At 62.6% G+C, this 17,808-nt stretch carries 14 protein-coding genes; 3 read left to right on the forward strand and 11 right to left on the reverse strand.

Features of this window, described 5'->3' with window-relative positions; all coding sequences use genetic code 11:
* Positions 1-314: 314 nt before the first annotated feature.
* A complete protein-coding gene (gene xsc, locus ASN89_RS10735; RefSeq protein ID WP_058049277.1) occupies positions 315-2,120 on the reverse strand; it encodes a sulfoacetaldehyde acetyltransferase in 1,806 nt (601 codons plus the stop codon).
* 202 nt (positions 2,121-2,322) lie between these two features.
* Between xsc (ASN89_RS10735) and ASN89_RS10740 the strand changes: the two genes are divergently transcribed.
* From ASN89_RS10740 to ASN89_RS10750, 3 genes are read left to right on the forward strand one after another with little or no spacing between them, the layout of a single operon-like run.
* The gene (locus tag ASN89_RS10740) at positions 2,323-3,159 is read left to right on the forward strand and encodes an IclR family transcriptional regulator (RefSeq protein ID WP_374106902.1); all 837 of its coding nucleotides are present in this window, start codon (positions 2,323-2,325) and stop codon (positions 3,157-3,159) included.
* A 40-nt stretch (positions 3,160-3,199) separates the two neighbouring features.
* A complete protein-coding gene (locus ASN89_RS10745) occupies positions 3,200-4,174 on the forward strand; it encodes an AAA family ATPase (RefSeq protein ID WP_082654519.1) in 975 nt (324 codons plus the stop codon).
* Positions 4,171-5,901: a cobaltochelatase CobT-related protein gene (locus tag ASN89_RS10750; protein ID WP_058049269.1), complete on the forward strand. Its 1,731-nt coding sequence runs from the start codon at positions 4,171-4,173 to the stop codon at positions 5,899-5,901. The genes ASN89_RS10745 and ASN89_RS10750 overlap by 4 nt, the downstream gene beginning before the upstream one ends.
* Positions 5,902-5,904: 3 nt before the next feature.
* Here the strand turns inward: ASN89_RS10750 and ASN89_RS10755 are convergent, their stop codons facing one another.
* The 10 genes from ASN89_RS10755 to ASN89_RS10800 form a co-directional block, all read right to left on the reverse strand.
* Positions 5,905-6,792 carry an NAD(P)H-binding protein gene (locus ASN89_RS10755; RefSeq protein WP_082654520.1) on the reverse strand — a complete coding sequence of 296 codons (888 nt, stop codon included), beginning with the start codon at positions 6,790-6,792 and terminating at the stop codon, positions 5,905-5,907.
* Positions 6,793-7,012: 220 nt separating this feature from the next.
* A complete protein-coding gene (locus tag ASN89_RS10760; protein WP_414842513.1) occupies positions 7,013-8,155 on the reverse strand; it encodes an AAA family ATPase in 1,143 nt (380 codons plus the stop codon).
* Positions 8,152-9,039, reverse strand: coding sequence for an RNA ligase family protein (locus ASN89_RS10765; RefSeq protein ID WP_058049271.1), 888 nt, complete (start codon positions 9,037-9,039; stop codon positions 8,152-8,154). The genes ASN89_RS10760 and ASN89_RS10765 overlap by 4 nt, the downstream gene beginning before the upstream one ends.
* 286 nt (positions 9,040-9,325) lie before the next feature.
* Positions 9,326-10,087: a sulfite exporter TauE/SafE family protein gene (locus tag ASN89_RS10770; RefSeq protein ID WP_235432947.1), complete on the reverse strand. Its 762-nt coding sequence runs from the start codon at positions 10,085-10,087 to the stop codon at positions 9,326-9,328.
* Position 10,088: 1 nt separating this feature from the next.
* Positions 10,089-11,090, reverse strand: a complete 1,002-nt coding sequence (gene pta / locus ASN89_RS10775; protein ID WP_058049272.1) for a phosphate acetyltransferase — start codon at positions 11,088-11,090, stop codon at positions 10,089-10,091.
* Positions 11,091-11,279: 189 nt separating this feature from the next.
* On the reverse strand, positions 11,280-13,094 hold the full coding sequence (gene xsc / locus ASN89_RS10780; protein WP_058049273.1) for a sulfoacetaldehyde acetyltransferase: 1,815 nt from the start codon (positions 13,092-13,094) through the stop codon (positions 11,280-11,282).
* A 225-nt stretch (positions 13,095-13,319) separates the two neighbouring features.
* Positions 13,320-14,330, reverse strand: coding sequence for a porin (locus ASN89_RS10785; protein ID WP_058049274.1), 1,011 nt, complete (start codon positions 14,328-14,330; stop codon positions 13,320-13,322).
* A gap of 70 nt (positions 14,331-14,400) precedes the next feature.
* The gene (locus tag ASN89_RS10790; protein ID WP_058049275.1) at positions 14,401-15,216 is read right to left on the reverse strand and encodes a thiazole synthase; all 816 of its coding nucleotides are present in this window, start codon (positions 15,214-15,216) and stop codon (positions 14,401-14,403) included.
* A gap of 26 nt (positions 15,217-15,242) precedes the next feature.
* Positions 15,243-16,592 carry a D-amino acid dehydrogenase gene (locus ASN89_RS10795; protein ID WP_082654521.1) on the reverse strand — a complete coding sequence of 450 codons (1,350 nt, stop codon included), beginning with the start codon at positions 16,590-16,592 and terminating at the stop codon, positions 15,243-15,245.
* A gap of 16 nt (positions 16,593-16,608) precedes the next feature.
* Positions 16,609-17,673 carry a YeiH family protein gene (locus ASN89_RS10800; protein WP_082654522.1) on the reverse strand — a complete coding sequence of 355 codons (1,065 nt, stop codon included), beginning with the start codon at positions 17,671-17,673 and terminating at the stop codon, positions 16,609-16,611.
* Positions 17,674-17,808: the final 135 nt, after the last annotated feature.

Raw genomic sequence — 17,808 nt, forward strand, 5'->3', positions numbered from 1 at the left:
TTTTGTCTCCGTGAGTGGAATTTGGTACTTTTCGTTCCGTTTTTTAGTATTTTATTGAATTTAAGCTGAATGCCTGGGCTTGTCAAATCAAATAATTCAAATACCGGGACGGTTTGTATTCTTTATTGAAATAGCGATGCAGAAGTGACAATGTGTGAGAATTTCGTCACAACGCTGTGTCGGATTACGCCGGGCCGAGGCCCGGCTAATCCGACCTACGCCAGCACCACGCGTAGGTTGGGTAGGTTGGGTAGGTTGGGTAGGTTGGGTAGGTTGGATTAGCCCAGAGGGCGTAATCCAACAACACCAGCGCATCAAACGTAATCTTTATACTTGTCCAGATGCCGCACAGGTTTGCTCAGCGCATCGCGGCGGAACGGGTCGCCCAGCTCGCGCGTGCACATGATTTCAATGATGGTCGTCTTGCCTTCATTCATCTGCATGTCGATCGCCTTTTTCAAGGCCGGACCCACGTCTTCCAGCTTGTCGACCGTGATGCCTTCGGCACCCATGGCCCGCGCGATCTCGGCAAAGCTCTGGTTGTCGAGCTCACCGGCAACAAAACGTCGGTTGTAGAAATCGACCTGGTTTTTCTTTTCCGCGCCCCACTGGCGGTTGTGGAAGACCACGGCCGTCACGGGAATGTTGTGGCGCACGCAGGTCATCGTTTCCATCAAGCTCATGCCCCAGGCGCCATCGCCCGCATACGACACGGCCGGACGGTGCGGTGCGGCCACTTTCGCGCCGATGATGGTCGGGAACGCATAGCCGCAGTTGCCAAAGCTCATCGCCGCAAAGAAGCTGCGCGGCTTTTCAAAGCGCAGATAGCTGTTCGCCACCGAGTTGATGTTGCCGATGTCGGTCGACACCATCACGTCTTCCGGCATGGCTTTTTCCAGCTCGCGCAAGACCTGGCGCGGGTGCAGATAGCTGCCAGGCTCCTTCTTTTGCTCTTCGATCATGTCCAGGCTGTACGCATCTTTTTCATGCGTCCAGTTCGTCAATTCCTCTTCCCATGCCGCTTTTTCGGCTTGCACGGTGGCATAGCGCTCGTCGCGCGTCGCGTCGCAGTCGAGCGTCTTGCCGTCCAGGCGTGCCAGGATGGCTTTGGCGGCCGCCTTGGCATCGCCGCAGATGCCCACGGAAATCTTTTTGACCAGGCCCAGCATCTTGTTGTCCGCGTCGATCTGGATGATCTTCGCGTTCTTTGGCCAGTAATCCATGCCGTGCTGCGGCAAGGTGCCGAACGGGCCCAGGCGCGAGCCTAAGGCGACGACAACGTCGGCCTTGGCGATCAGTTTCATCGCCGCTTTCGAACCCTGGTAGCCGAGTGGACCACACCACAGCGGGTGGCTGGCGGGAAACGAGTCGTTGTGCAGATAGCTGTTGACGACGGGGGCACCCAGGCGCTCGGCCAGCGCCTTGCACTCTTCGATGGCTTCGCCCATGACGACGCCGCCGCCCGAGATAATCACGGGGAACTTGGCCTTGGCCAGCAATTCGGCCGCATCGTCGAGGCTTTGTTCGCCGCCGGCGCCGCGGTCCAGGCGGTTCGGCTTTGGAATCTCGGCCTTGATTTCCCCATAAAAATAGTCGCGCGGAATGTTCAGCTGGGTCGGGCCCATTTCCGACATGGCGCGGTCGAAACAACGGCCTGTAAATTCCGCCATGCGGGCCGGATTGGTCACGTGACCTTGGTACTTCGTAAATTCTTCGAACATCGGCAGCTGGTTCGCTTCCTGGAAGCCGCCCAGGCCCATGCTCATGGTGCCCGTCTCCGGCGTGATGATCACGACGGGCGTGTGCGCCCAGTAGGCGGCCGCGATGGCGGTGACGCAATTGCTGATGCCGGGGCCGTTCTGGCCGATGACGACGCCATGGCGGCCCGAGACGCGGGCGTAACCGTCAGCCATGTGGCCGGCGCCCTGCTCGTGCACGACGGGGATCAGGCGGATGCCGGCGGGTGCAAAAATGTCCATCGGGTCCATGAAGGCCGAGCCCATGATGCCGAACATATCGGTCACGCCATTGGCGGCCAGGGTTTCCACGAACGCTTCGGAAGGCGTCATCTTTTGCGGGCCAACGGGGACGGCGGCGGCGGCGGCTTTTTGGTCGGTCATGTCATTCATGGGGTGTCTCCTGGTCTGTGGTGATAAGCTTCGGTTGAATTATCAAAAAACGGTATATTTTGTTCCGAAATTTGATATACAATTCAATTTAAGCGTTCAGCAATCAAAAGTCAAACAGAATTTCGAGGAAACGGTACAATTTGAGTTCGAAAATGAAATAACACTCAGACAGACAACCGAGGCCACCATGGACATGATTTCATCCCCAAAACTTGAGCCGGAAAAACTGGAAGGCGACACGCCCACGATGCGTTTGTTTGCTTTGCTGGAAGTGATTGCCGAAAAAGACCAGTTGCTGTCGCTGCAGGCGCTGGTGGAAGAAACGGGGCTACCGAAACCCACCCTGCACCGCATGCTGCAACAGCTGGAAAGCGTGGGCGTGCTGCAGCGCGAAAGCGATGGCCGCCACTACAGCACGGGCGTGCGCCTGCGCCGCCTGGCGTCGAACCTCCTGATTAACAACACTTTCCATGGCGCCCGCCGCATGGTCTTGCGCCAGCTGGTCGAGGAAGTGGGCGAAAGCTGCAACCTGACGGCCTTCAGCGGCAGCGAAGTGGTGTACCTGGACCGCGTGGAAACGGCGGCCCCGCTGCGCTTCTATCTGCATCCAGGTTCGCGCGTGCCGGCCCACTGCTCGTCCAGTGGCAAGCTGTTCCTGGCGCAAATGACGCCCGTGCAACGACGCCGCCTGCTGGGCCACATGGAATTGACGCGCTTTACGGACAAGACGGAAACGGACCCCGTCAAGCTCGAACGCGAACTGGAACTGGTGCGCCGCAACGGCTATGCGCTGGACGACGAGGAATTCCTGCCCGGCCTGCTGTGCGTGGCCGTGCTGGTGCCGAACCCGAACGGCCGCTCGAACCTGGCCGTGGCCATCCAGGCGCCCATCATCCGCTTGACGCACGACAAAGCTTTACATTTCTTGCCAGCATTGCAGCGCGCCGCGCAAGCCCTGGCCGCCATCGAATCGGAAACCATGCCGACGACGGGCGGGGACGACGACGCATTGCAAACCGGTCATTCATAACCGCCGTAGCGCCCATGCTGCGGTTTCACAGGAGAACAAGGTGCCAGATTCACGCCAACATCCCCCCGCCGCAGCAGCGCAAACCTTGCAGTCCGTGCGCAGCCTGTTCCATATCGACAGCGACCTGCTCGTGCCCGTTTTCACGGAGCGCGACCCGCACGTGCCCGACATCGACCCCGCCTACCGCTTCAACAAGGACGTGACCCTGGCGATACTGGCCGGCTTCACACACAACCGCCGCGTGATGGTGCAAGGCTTGCACGGCACGGGCAAGTCCACGCATATCGAGCAGGTGGCGGCGCGCCTGAACTGGCCTTGCGTGCGGGTCAACCTCGACGGCCACATCAGCCGCCTGGATCTGGTCGGCAAGGACGCCATCGTGCTGCGCGAACAGCAGCAGGTGACGGAATTCCAGGAAGGCATCGTGCCCTGGTCGCTGCAACGGCCCGTGGCCCTGATCTTCGACGAGTACGACGCGGGCCGCCCCGACGTGATGTTCGTCATCCAGCGCATCCTCGAGCGCGACGGCAAGTTCACCCTGCTCGACCAGAACCGGGTCATCACGCCCCATCCCCACTTCCGCCTGTTCGCCACCTCGAACACGGTGGGTCTTGGCAACTTGAACGGCATGTACCACGGCACCCAAGTGCTCAACCACGCGCAGATCGACCGCTGGAACATCGTTGCCACCTTGAACTACTTGCCGCAGGAGGAGGAAACGGAGATCGTGCTGGCGCGTGTCCCCGCGATGAACGACGAGGCGGGCCGCCAGCTGGCCGCCAGCATGGTGGCCGTGGCCAGCCTCACGCGCCATGGTTATGCGGCGGGCGACCTGGCTTGCCTGATGTCGCCACGCACGGTGATTACCTGGGCGGAAAACTGCCAGATCTTCCGCGACCCGGCGCTGGCCTTCCGCCTGTCCTTCCTCAATAAATGCGACGAGGCAGAGCGGCCCATGGTGGCCGAGTATTACCAGCGCTGTTTCAATGAGGAATTGCTGGCGAGCCAGGCATGAGCGCCGAAGCAACGGCGCCTGCCGCCTACACGCGCGAGCAGCAGGAAACGGATGAACTGTGCGCGGGCGCCATCCGCGCCCTCAGCGCTGCTCCCTCGATACGCTACCGGGGCCGGCGCCTGCACGACGGCCACCGACCGCTGCCCATCCACGCAGCCCATCTGCAGCCCGATGCGGCGCTGCGGGACTTGCCGTCCTTGCGCGGCGCGGCCGACAGCGTGGCCCTGCGCCTGCTGCATACGGACGCCAAGCTGCACCGCTCACTGTGTCCGGCCGAACCGGTGGCGCGCCTCGTCTTTGAATTACTGGAACAGTTAAGGGTTGAAACCTTGGCGCCCGAACAGCACGCTGGCGTGATCGGCAACCTGCGCCACCGTTTCACGGCCTGGTCGCACGCGTTCTACGATTCCGGCCTGGCCGAGGGCGCTTCGGGCTTGCTGCTGTACACGGTATTCCAGATGTGCTGGTCGCGCCTGACGGCCAGGCCCGTGCTGGAAAAGACGGAAGATTTTATCGAAGCGACACGCTGGTCTGTGTCCTCGCAACTGAGCGGCGACCTGGCAGGATTGCGCCGCCACCGGTTGTCCCAGGCGGCCTTTGCACACCATGCACTGGCTATTGCCCACGCCGTCGATGCCATGCTGAAAGACGCGCAATCGGCTCGCGATGGCGGCCAGGACGACGCAGGCGACGCCAAGGCGCAGGCCGCCTTCAAGCTGCTGCTCGATTTCGACAGCGATAACGACCACCTTCCCGATGCCGCCCCGCTGGGCGAGAGCCGCGCCTTCAGCGACGGCGATGGCGGCTACAAGGCCTATTCCACCCCATACGACCGCGAAGAAAAAGCGGGTGAATTGGTCCGCCGCGCCCTGCTGCTCGAATACCGCGAACGCATGGATGCTCGCATCGCCAGCCTGGGCATCAACACGGCCCGCCTGGCGCGACGTTTCACGCAATTGCTGGCCGTGCCTCAGCGCGACGGCTGGTCGTTTGGCGAGGAAGAGGGATACATCGACGGCCGGCGGCTGGCGCAGCTGATCAGCTCACCGTCAGAGCGCAGACTGTTTCGCAAGGAACAATTCCTGCCCCAGACCGATTGCCTCGTCACCTTTCTCGTCGACTGCTCCGGTTCCATGAAGACGCATGCGGAATCCGTGGCCGTGCTGCTCGACATATTGCTGCGCGCGCTGGATCAGGCCAGCGTTGCCACCGAGTTGCTGGGCTTTACGACGGGCGAGTGGAACGGCGGACGAGCCAAACGCGACTGGATGCGCGCCCGCTCGCCCGCCAACCCCGGCCGCTTGAATGAACTCGTGCACATGGTCTTCAAGGATGGCGATACCAGCTGGCGCCGCGCGCGGCCCGACATCGCGGCCTTGCTGAAGGCGGATTTGTACCGCGAAGGCGTCGATGGCGAAGCCGTGGACTGGTCGTGCAAGCGCATGCTGGCGCGCCCGGAACGACGGCGCATCCTGCTCGTCGTATCCGACGGTTGCCCGATGGACACGGCCACGAATCTGGCCAACGACGAGTTTTACCTGGCGCAACATCTGAAACAAGTGGTGGCGCGCCGCGAAGCGCAGGGCGCCGTGGAAATCTGCGGTCTGGGATTGGGGCTGGACCTGGGCGCCTACTACAGCCGCAGCCTGGCCACCACCCTGCCCGCCTCGCTGAACAATGAACTGTTCAGCGAGATCGCGCAGTTGCTCGGTGGGCGGAAAAAGTGATCGTTATGCCGGCGTAAGCGCCTGCAGGAAGGCTTGCACGGGCGACGCATGCCTGCCCGTCAACGCGCCATAGTCGTCACTGACAATGTGCATCGCATCGGTGGCCAGCCAGCGCTCGATGCCTGCCAGCATCTGCGCCATCGGCGCCGCCATGCCGCCGGCAATGAAATGGCGCACGCGCTCTTCCGCATCGAGAGCCACGACCTGAATGGGCCTGTCGAATACCTGGGCGGCGATAGCGGCCAGCGCCTGCGCATCGATGGCAGCCGGGCCGGTAATGTCCAGGATGCGGCTGCCAAGGTAGCCATCCGCCAGGGCCGCGGCGGCGGCATGGGCGCAATCCTCGCGCGCTACGTATGACACATGGCCTTGCCCCATCGCCGTGCGCAACTGGCCATCCACGGCGGCAGTGCCGAGCACCACCAGCAGCAAATCCTGGTAAAACGCATTGCGCAAGATCGTGTGGCCGATGCCACTCTCTTTCAGCAACGCTTCCGTGGCCCGGTGGTCGTCGTTCAGCAGCGAGCTCTTGCCCTCTTCCGGCTGCATGAACGAGGTGTAGACGATATGCCCGACGCCGGCCTGGCGCGCCGCTTCGATGGCATGGCGGTGCTGCGCCAGCCGCCGTCCCGTATCGTCGATGGTATTCGTACTGATCAACAGCAGGCGCTCGACGCCGTGGAAAGCGGCGGCCAGGCCCTGCGGCTGGTCAAAGTCGCCGAAGCGCACGCAGATACCCTGTTCTTGCCACGCCGCATGACGCTCAGGCGTGCGGGTGATGGCGGTGAGCGTCATGCCCGGATGGCGGGCGCGCAGCTCGATGAGCTCATTGACGACGAGGGTGCCCATTTGTCCGGAGGCGCCGGCGACGGCGAGATGCATTGTTTTCATGTTCTTTTCCTTTGGCGAGCGCAGGCGCACCCCATGCCGGGGCGGCAGCGCTCGCAGATGATGTGATGAGATCAAAGATGGCCATGCGGCGGCCCACCCCCAGCGGGGCGGCACTGCGGCTGGCTTACAGGAAAGAAGGGAAAACAAGTGTCATGCGCCCAGCATGGCGCGTGGCGCCCGCCCGGTCAAGCGCTTTCAACGGCGCTTGACCGCGGCAGGGCTAGTCCACACAGTAACGCACGGCATGCGCTTCCATCGGCAGCGGGATTTCCCAGTTCCACAGCATGCCCTGCAGCTTTTTGTTGCTGAGCGACGTGTCGCGCTGGCCGTTGCGCCGCAGTAATTCCTTGCGCGGCTGCTCCAGGTACACGAGCTCCACCTGCGCGTGGTACTTGTACAGCAGGTTGAGCGTCTTTTCGCGCATCAGTTTGGACAGATGCGTGGCGTTCCACACGAACGGCTCGCTACGGCGCAACAGTTCGCGCGCCCGCTCTTCCGCATAGTCGCCCACCTGCCCTTCGTTCTTGCCGTGCTTCAAACCCAGGGCGATGCGTGCATCGTCGAACGACACGACGGGCAGGCGCGGATGGTGCTTGTCCACCCACGTATTCTTGCCCGACGCGGGCAAGCCCGACATGACGATCACGTGCGAACCCGGCTCCTGGAACAGGGGGTAATCGGGATGCGCCTCGGCGCCGCGAAAATATTTGACGCGCGTGTGATCGTCGACGAATGCGCGCCGCTGGCCATAGCAGCCCTCCTCGCGCGCCAGTTCGCGGAACAGCTCGATGGCGTCGAGTATGCGCTGCGGATCGGGGCAGATGCGGCCGCGGATATCGGCCTCGGCCAGCATGGCCAGCAAGCGGATATCGACTTGCCACGACAGTTCGCGCACGGTGAACTCTGGCGTGACGCCGCGCCGCGACGTTTCCAGCGCAAAGAACGGCACCTGGTGCACATTAATCAGGCGGCAGATTTCTTCGCGCACGGCAAACGGCACGTCGCAATCCCACAGGGCGATACGTGCATCGAGTGCGCCCTTGCGCGAGTGGCCGGGCTGGCCGATAGCGCCCGTTACCGGGTCGATCACCGTGGTGCTGCACTTGGCCACGTCGTGCAGCAAGGCGGCAAGAAACACGATTTCCTGTTCCGCGCGCGTGGCAGTCTGGTACTCGGGCATGGCCAGCAAGGACTCCACCACCATCATCGTATGCGTCCACACATCGCCTTCCGCGTGGTACACGGGATTTTGCGGCGTCATCTTCGCCAGTTCCAGCTGCGGGAAGGCGGCCAGGCAAGCGTTGAAATCGGGCGACTGGCCAGGCACGGGCACCAGTTGCTGCAGGGTTTTCCAGTTCATCATGTTGTACTCCTCGATAAAGCTGCCAGTTCGTCGAGCGAACGGCAGGTATGCAAGCCCAGGCTTTCCCAGCTGACGAGCGGCTGCGGCGCGTACAGGTCCACGCCCTCGGCCAGCTGGTTCGGGATCAAGGGCCGCGTGCTGTGGTGCGAACCGCTGTCGAGGATGGTTTGCGTGAAGTCATGGCGCACCAGCTTGTAGCGGGCCAGCACTTGCTCGTCGTCTTCCACTTTCAGGTACAGGCCTTCCGCGTGGTCGGACTTGTCCGTCTGCTTCCAGCACAAGTCCAAAGGCAGGCGCTCGCGCGCCACCGCACTTTCAAAAGCGTCGCGCCACAGACGGGACTTGGCCAGCGAATGGCGCAGCAACTGCCACAACTGCTTCGGCGTGGCCGGCATCAATCCTGCATACAGCACGGGCACGGACAGCACGGGCGAGCCGGCCAGCATGGCGTGGCGGCGCGCCGTCGACAAAAACATCTGGCTGCGGCGGCAATACACGTCGAACTCATTGAAGTAATGGGGCAAGCGGTCGTAATACACGGAATGCTTGCTGTACGACCATTCGCCAAACAGCACATACTGGTCTTCCAGCAAGCCCAGCAAGGCGTGTTCGTGCGCATGCGCCCACGGTTTCAACAGGTTGAACTGGCGTTCGCTGCCGCCGCCCGCCAAGTAATGGCCGCGCGACTGCAGCAGCACTTCGCCCGCATCGCTGAACGACACGGCGGAGTTGGCGCCATCGATTTTTTCCTCGATGACGACGTACTGTCCGGCCAGCTTTTTCAGGGGCATCTGGTCCGAGCCGTCGTCGCCATCCTGCAGGCGCGAGCCTTCCAGGTGCGGCGTGCGCGGGTATTTGAATAAGGGTAGAGATTGTAAAAACATAGCGTCCCACGCCGCGTTCACCGGGGCGTGTCCATACAGGGTCAGGGGTGCTGACGACGTGTTCGGGCGTGGACGATCAAGAGCGTAGTCTTGGATACGTGTGCGGAAAGAGCAGTGCCGCAGCAATCGGGGGCGTCAACGCGCCGAACGATGCTGCAAAGAGCATTTCGTCAGCGTTAGCAGGTGATGGCGAAGAAGCGAGGCACTTTTGGCTCCAATAAGGAAGAGGTTCTAGAAAGAACCGCGAATATAAAGGCTGTTTGCATATTTTGCAAGCGCCGCACGATTAACCGAACAATTGCGGCACGGCCGCCGCCATCAAGGAAAGACCAATCAAGGTCAGCACGGCAAACGCGATACGGCGCATGCCGCGCTGCGCGATCGGCGGCGGGTAGCGCTTGCCGGCCATGGTGGCCAGCACGCCCACGGGCAAGGCCAGCGCGCACAGCAACAGCACTTTTGCGTCGAGCTGGCCCTGGCTGCCCGCCATCAAGGAGCGCCCGCCCGCGCTGATGGCGAACAAAAAAATCAGGCTGTAGCGGATGGTCTTTAAACTCATTTCCTGGCGGTAGAACTGGTACACGAGCGGCGGTCCGGCCAGCGAAAACAGGCCCGAGAACAGGCCGCCGCACACGCCGCTAATGAAGAAGCTGCGCTTGTCGGCCGCGCCCGGCCCCGGCGGCGCCTGCAGCAAGATGCTGACGCCGCCATACACGATGGCCGCGCCCAGCAAGAGTTTCAGGATGGGCGCATACGCCTGGTCCAAATATCCCAACAGCAAGACGCCGGCCGCCATGGCCGGCAGCAAGCCGATGCTGGCCGCGCGGATGGCGCGCCAGTCCAGGTGGTGCAAGGCGCCCGGCAAGGCCACGAGGCAATTGGCCAGGGAAAGCAAACTGACGAGGGCCGCCAGCGCGGGCACGGGCGCCAGGCCCAGGCCGCTGGCCACGCCCATGACGATCATGCCCAGGCCAAAGCCCGTGACGGTCTGGAAATACGTGCCCGCCGCCACCACGCCCAGCAGCGCCAGCACGGGCCAGCTGAACAACTCAGCGCCCACCCTGGGCCTGCACAGACGTGACCGCAATCACGTTATACACGTCAATCGCGCTGCAGCCGCGCGACAGATCGTTGGCCGGTTTCTTCAAGCCTTGCAACAAGGGGCCAATGGCGACGGCGCCGCCCATGCGTTCGGCCAGCTTGTAGCCGATATTGCCCGCATCGAGGTTCGGGAACACCAGCACATTGGCGCGGCCGTTGACGACTGAATCCTTGACCTTGCGCTGCGAAATCTCGGCCACGATGGCCGCATCGAGCTGCACGTCGCCATCGATGGCCAGCAGCGGGCGCTGGGCCTTGACCTTGTCCGTTGCCGCGTGCACCTTGTCGACGGCCGCGTGGTGGGCGCTGCCGCTGGTGGAAAACGACAGCATGGCCACGCGTGGCTCTTCCATCAGCAAGGCTTGCGCGCTGTCGGCGGCGGCCATGGCAATGTCGGCCAATTCCTCGGCCTTCGGATCGACCACCAAAGCGCAGTCGGAAAAGATGAAACCGCCCTTGAGGCTGTGGAAAGGTTCGCACAGCATCATCAGGAAAAAGCTCGACACGAGCTTGAAGGCCGGATCGACGCCGATGATCTGGATGGCGCTGCGCACCACGTCGGCGGTCGTGTGCACGGCTCCCGCCACGCAGCCGTCCGCATCGCCCAGGCGCACCATCAGGTTGGCGTAGCACAGCGGGTCCTGCACGGCGATCCTCGCTTGCTCCACCGTCATGCCCTTGGCCTGGCGCAGCACGAACAATTGCTGGGCGTAGTGTTCCGACTCGCTGGACTCTACCGGGTCGACCAGGCGCACGGCGTCCAGGTCCAGCGCGTGCTCTTGCGCCAGGGCCAGGATGCCGGCCGGCTGGCCGACGATGGTGATGTGCGCCAGACCTTCGGCAGCGGCACGCGCGGCCGCCTGCAATACGCGCGCATCGCCGCCCTCGCACAAGACGATGTGTTTCGGCACGGCGCGGGCTTGCGCGATGATGCGGTGCAGGGCTTTCATGGCGACTCCAATTCGGTAAAAAAATGCCGGAACCATGGAAGCATGAGGCATGGTTCCGGCACATAAAACCCGGCGCGATTGCCGGGGTCATACAAGGATCGGTCAGGGTGCTGTGGGATTACGCGCATGCGGATGCAGTACCCGTAGGTTGGATTAGCCCAGAGGGCGTAATCCAACAACACCAGCGCATCAAACGTAGTCTTTGTACTTGTCCAAATGACGAACAGGCTTGCTCAGCGCATCGCGGCGGAACGGGTCGCCCAGCTCGCGCGTGCACATGATTTCGATGATGGTCGTCTTGCCTTCATTCATCTGCATGTCGATCGCCTTTTTCAAGGCCGGACCCACGTCTTCCAGCTTGTCGACCGTGATACCTTCGGCGCCCATGGCCCGCGCAATCTCGGCAAAGCTCTGGTTGTCGAGCTCACCGGCAACGAAACGGCGGTTGTAGAAATCGACCTGGTTTTTCTTTTCCGCGCCCCACTGGCGGTTGTGGAAGACCACGGCCGTCACGGGTATGTTGTGGCGCACGCAGGTCATCGTTTCCATCAGGCTCATGCCCCAGGCGCCATCGCCCGCATACGACACGGCCGGACGGTGCGGTGCGGCCACTTTCGCGCCGATGATGGTCGGGAAGGCATAGCCGCAGTTGCCAAAGCTCATCGCCGCAAAGAAGCTGCGCGGCTTTTCAAAGCGCAGGTAGCTGTTCGCCACCGAGTTGATGTTGCCGATGTCGGTCGACACCATCACGTCTTCCGGCATGGCTTTTTCCAGCTCGCGCAAGACCTGGCGCGGGTGCAGGTAGTTGCCCGGCTCTTTCTTCTGCTCTTCGATCATGTCCAGGCTGTACGCATCTTTTTCATGCGTCCAGTCGGTCAATTCCTCTTCCCACGCGGCCTTCTCCGCTTGCACAGTGGCATAGCGCTCGTCGCGCGTCGCGTCGCAGTCGAGGCTCTTGCCGTCCAGGCGGGACAGGATGGCCTTGGCGGCCGCCTTGGCGTCGCCGCAGATACCGACGGAGATTTTCTTTACCAGACCCAGCATCTTGTTGTCCGCGTCGATCTGGATGATCTTCGCGTTCTTTGGCCAGTAATCCATGCCGTGCTGCGGCAAGGTGCCGAACGGGCCCAGGCGCGAACCGAGCGCGACGACGACGTCGGCCTTGGCGATCAGTTTCATCGCCGCTTTCGAACCTTGATAACCGAGCGGACCGCACCACAGCGGATGGCTGGCGGGGAACGAGTCGTTGTGCAGATAGCTGTTCACCACCGGGGCGCCCAGGCGCTCGGCCAGCGCCTTGCACTCGTCAATCGCTTCGCCCATGACGACGCCGCCGCCCGAGATGATCACGGGGAACTTGGCCTTGGCCAGCAGTTCGGCCGCATCGTTGAGGCTTTGTTCGCCGCCGGCACCACGGTCCAGGCGGTTCGGCTTCGGGATCTCGGCCTTGATTTCGCCATAAAAATAGTCGCGCGGGATGTTCAGCTGGGTCGGGCCCATTTCGGACATGGCGCGGTCAAAGCAGCGGCCCGTGAATTCCGCCATGCGGGCCGGATTGGTGACGTGACCCTGGTACTTCGTAAATTCCTCGAACATCGGCAACTGGTTCGCTTCCTGGAAGCCGCCCAGGCCCATGCTCATCGTGCCCGTTTCCGGGGTAATGATCACGACCGGCGTGTGCGCCCAGTAGGCGGCGGCAATCGCCGTCACGCAATTGCTGATGCCGGGGCCGTTCTGGCCGATGACGACGCCATGGCGGCCCGAGACGCGGGCGTAACCGTCAGCCATGTGGCCGGCGCCCTGCTCGTGCACGACAGGGATCAGGCGGATGCCGGCGGGGGCAAAGATATCCATCGGGTCCATGAAGGCCGAGCCCATGATGCCGAACATGTCGGTCACGCCATTGGCGGCCAGGGTTTCCACGAACGCTTCGGAAGGCGTCATCTTTTGCGGGCCAACGGGAACGGCAGCGGCGGCGGCTTTTTGGTCGGACAAATCGGTCATGGCTCAGTCTCCTTACAGTTTTATGAAAAATCGGTATATTTTGTTCCGATATTTGAAATACATGTTCAATTTAACGGTTGCGAAATGTGCTGTCAATGAAAATTCATGAAAAATCGGACTGTTTCATTCCTGAATCCGGAATCCGCGACTTAGGTCCACCGCTGAAACAACAATGGCGGCTTATCCGCAACAGACAAGCCGCCATCTCTACCAGCCTCGCCGTGCTTAAAACTTCAAACGCATGCCGGCCGTGAAGGCGCTCGAGTTATGCCCAGGCAAGGGCACGCTGCCGCCGCTCGATGCGTCGCCGACAAAGTTGGTGCCCGCGCCATCGTTGTTGATGCGGCCGTACGAGGTGTACAGGTTCGTGCGCTTGGACAAGGCATAGGTGTAGCCGATGGCCAGCTGGCGCCCGCCGCGGCGCGCATTCGTGCGGTCATCCTTCTTGATATAAGACGCCATCACGCTGCCCGCCGCGCCCACGGGGGCCGACGCGCCCAGCATGTAGCTGCGGAAATCCGTGCCCGCGTCATCCTTGTCCGTCTCATACGCGGCGTGCAGCTTGGCGGGGCCGAAGTCGTAGGTGCCGCCCAGCAAGGTCACCTTGGCCGTGTTCAGCGGCGTGTCCTTGCGGTTGTCGTGCGCCAGGGTCAGCACGAGCGGGCCGTTGGCGTAATCGATTGAAAAGTCGATGGTGCGGCCCAGGGTGTTGCTGTCCGGCTTTTCGCCGAGGCCAACCATCACGGCGGCCGACAAGCCGTTCACCTTCGGCGTTTCATACATGATGGAGTTTTTCGTGCGCAGGCTGGCCACGCTCATCAGGTTGATCGAGGCGCCCGTCATGCCCGTCTCGAAGGGGTCGATATTGTCCAGCGCGGTGAACAGCGGGTTATGCTGCAAGCCTAGGTTCACGGCGCCAAAGCCGCCCGACAGGCCCACGTAAGCCTTGCGCCCGAACAGGGCGCCCTGGCGGTTGGCGCCCGTGTCCACGTCGAGACCATTTTCCAGCAGGAAGTTGGCTTTCAGGTTGTTGCCCAGGTCTTCCGTGCCCTTGAAGCCGATGCGGCTGCCCGACTGCACGCCGGTCGCCAGCTTGGTGACGGAACCGTCCGCGCCGCCGTGTTCGGACGTCAGGCCCGCGTCGAGCAAGCCGTACACAGTGACGGACGACTGGGCGCTGGCGCTGCCGGCGAAGAAGGAAGCCAGGACGGCTGCCGCTACGAGTGTGTGTTTCATGTCATCTCCAGGTATTGTGGTTTTTATAAACGCTTGAAACAATCATCAACTGCCTTGCTGCAAATCGGGCTCAGGCGATCAGCCCGGCCATCGGCGACGAGGGCGAGGCGCTCATGACGCCTGCCCTCCGGGGCATGCGTCCGGCCAGATAGGCCTCGCGTCCGCCCTGCACTGCCAGTTTCATGGCACGCGCCATGCGCACCGGTTCGCGCGCCGCCGCGATGGCGGTATTCATCAGGATGCCGTCGCAACCGAGCTCCATGGCGATGGCCGCGTCCGACGCCGTGCCGACACCGGCGTCGACCAGCACGGGCACACGAGCTTGCTCGATGATCAGCGACAGGTTCCACGGATTCAAAATGCCCATGCCCGAGCCGATCAGGGACGCCAGCGGCATGACGGCGATGCAGCCGATGTCTTCCAGCATGCGCGCCTGGATGGGGTCGTCGCTGCAGTACACCATCACCTGGAAGCCGTCGCGCACCAGCTCCTGCGCCGCTTTCAGCGTTTCCGGCATGTTCGGGAACAGGGTCTTTTCATCGCCGAGCACTTCCAGCTTGCACAACTGGTGCCCGCCCAGCAGCTCGCGCGCCAGCTGCAAGGTGTAGACGGCGTCGCGCGCGTTGTAGCAGCCGCCCGTGTTGGGCAGGATCGTATATTTCGATGGCGGAATGAAGTCGAGCAGGTTCGGCTCGCCCTTTTCCTGGCCAATGTTGACCCTGCGGATCGTGACCGTGACGATCTCGGCGCCGCTCTCTTCGATGGCCAGGCGCGTTTCCTCGAAATCCTTGTACTTGCCCGTGCCGACCAGCAGGCGCGACTGGTAGGTGGTGCCGGCCAGGGTCAGGCCGATCGGTGGCTGGCTGGGGGTGGCGTCGTCTCTCATCGTGATCTCCTAAGTTAAAGCTGGGGTCAGTCCCGTCGGGATTGAAATGTGCCCCATTGGGGTACATTTCCCCGGCGGGTCTGACCCCGGAATTCCTCTACCGCAGACTGCGGCGCCAAGCGTTCCCCGCAAAACGCAAAATCGACTTCCGGCCGTCGTCCCGACACGAGGTCGGCGATCGCCCTGCCCGCGCCGCAGCCCATGGTCCAGCCCAGAGTGCCGTGGCCCGTGTTGAGGTAGAGCTGGCGGTAGCGCGTCGTACCGATGTACGGCACGTTCGATGGCGTGAGCGGGCGCAAGCCGGCCCAATAGACGGGGTCGCTGTAATCGCAAGCACCAGGAAACAGCGCCTGCACTCTGCGCGTGATGGCGGCGCAGCGCACGGGGTTCAGTTCGCGCGTGTAGCCGTTCAGCTCGCACGTGCCCGCCACGCGCAGGCGCTCGCCCAGCCGTGAAAACACCAGTTTGTGGCCGTCGTCCGTCAGCGACACGACCGGTGCGCTGACGGGGTCGAGTATCGGATACGTGGCGGAATAACCTTTGCCCGGATACAGCATCAGGCGGATGCCCAGCGGCTGCAGCAGCGGTGCGGAAAAGCTGCCCATGGCCACCACCACGGCATCCGCGTATTCCAGGCGGTGGCGACCGTGCGCATCGATGCATTCCACGCCCGTGATGCGTTCGCCATCCGCCAGCAGGCGCGTCACCGTCGTGCCGTACTGAAAATCCACGCCGGCAGCGGCCGCGCGGACCGCCAAGGCCGTGGTAAACAAATGCACGTCGCCCGACTCGTCGCTGGCCGTAAAATCGCCGCCGACAATCTGGCCGCGCGCGTGGCGCAGGGCCGGTTCCAGCCGGATCACTTCATCGGCGCTGACGGTGTTGCGCGGGCAGCCCAGCTCGCGCAAGAGCGCGGCGCCCGACTGCGATTTATCGAACTCCTGCTGGTCCGTATAGAAATGCAAAATACCCCGCTCGAGGTGGTCATACGCGATGCCCGTCTCGCGGCGCAAGGCTTGCAGGCTCTGGCGGCTGTACTCGGCCAGGGCGACGATCTGGCGCATGTTGCGCGACACCCTAGCCGGCAGGCATTCGCGCAAATAATGCAAGGCCCACTGCCATTGCAGCGTATCGAGACGGGGACGGAACAGCAGCGGCGCGTCGTCCTTGCCCAGCCAGCGCACGACCTTGTGCAGGGTGGCGGGATTGGCCCACGGCTCCGCGTGCGAGACGGAAATCTGGCCGCCATTGCCAAAGCTCGTTTCCTGCGCAGCGCCCGCCTGGCGCTCGAGCACGCGCACGTCGTGGCCCGCCTGGCGCAAGTACCAGGCCGATGCCGTGCCGACCACGCCGGCGCCGAGGACTAGGATATTCATGGCGGCTGGCCCTGGCTTAGCGCGTCAGCAGCACGGCGATGGCGACGAAGGCGGCGATCCACACGGTTTCCATCACCAGCATGATCACGGGACGCCAGCCCAGCGAGGCCAGCGACTGGAACGACGTTTTCACGCCCAGTGCGGCAATGGCGATGACGAGGCAGGCGCGCGAAGCGTTGTTGATCCAGCCATTCACTTCCTGCGGAATCAGGCCCAGGCTGTTGGTAATGACGAGCCAGACAAAGCCGATCAGGAAGAAAGGCACGAGCGGCGGCGCGTCGACTTCGCTCTTGCCTTCCTTGCGCTTGAACATGATCGACAGGCCCAGCACGACGGGCACGAGGCAGGCAACGCGCGTCAGTTTCACGAAGGTGGCCACGTCGCCCGTGTGGTTACTGACCAGGTAGCCGGCGCCCACCACTTGCGCCACGTCGTGGATAGTGCCGCCAATGAACACGCCCGCTTCCGTGGGATCAAAACCCAGCAGCTTGACCAGCAGCGGGTAGACGATCATGGCCAGAGTCGACAAGGTCGTCACGCCGACCACCGTCAGCAGGGTGAATTTTTCGTTTTCCTTCGTTTGCGGCAGCACGGCCGAGATAGCCAGCGCGGCCGACGCGCCGCAGATGGCGACGGAACCGCCGGACAAGATCCCTTCCGTGATGGGGCGCTTGAGCCACCTGGCCAGCAGATAGCCGAAGCCCAAAGTCGCCACCAGGCCGCCGACGACGATCAATAACGGCGTCACGCCGACCGACGCGATCTGGTTGAAGGTGATGCGCGCCCCCAGCAGGGCCACGCCCGTGCGCAACAACACCTTGCTGCAAAACTCGATGCCGGGCTTGCAGGTGGGATCGGACGCGAGGAAGTGGAAGGCCAGACCGAAGAACAGCGCATACAGCAGTTGCGGGCCGCCATAATTGCTGGAAATAAAGGTAGCCGACAGGGCGATCACCAGCGCGATGGCCACGCCCGGCCAGCTGCGCAGTACGGCGCGGGGACGCCAGATGGCAACGGCGGAAGACAGGTAGGGAATGTTCTTGTCGACAACGCGTGTTATCGCTGAGGAGTTGGTTTTCATGCGGGTCCGCTCATAATGTTTAAAAAATTGGGACATTTCATCTCGTTTTTTAATAATACACGATGAGCTAGCGATGTCCATGCTTTTCCATGAAAATCGAAACCGGATGTTCCGGAAACTGACGTTTTAAGGTTA

The sequence above is a fragment of the Janthinobacterium sp. Ant5-2-1 genome (genome assembly GCF_001445815.1).
GTDB classification, from domain to species: domain Bacteria; phylum Pseudomonadota; class Gammaproteobacteria; order Burkholderiales; family Burkholderiaceae_D; genus Janthinobacterium; species Janthinobacterium lividum_E.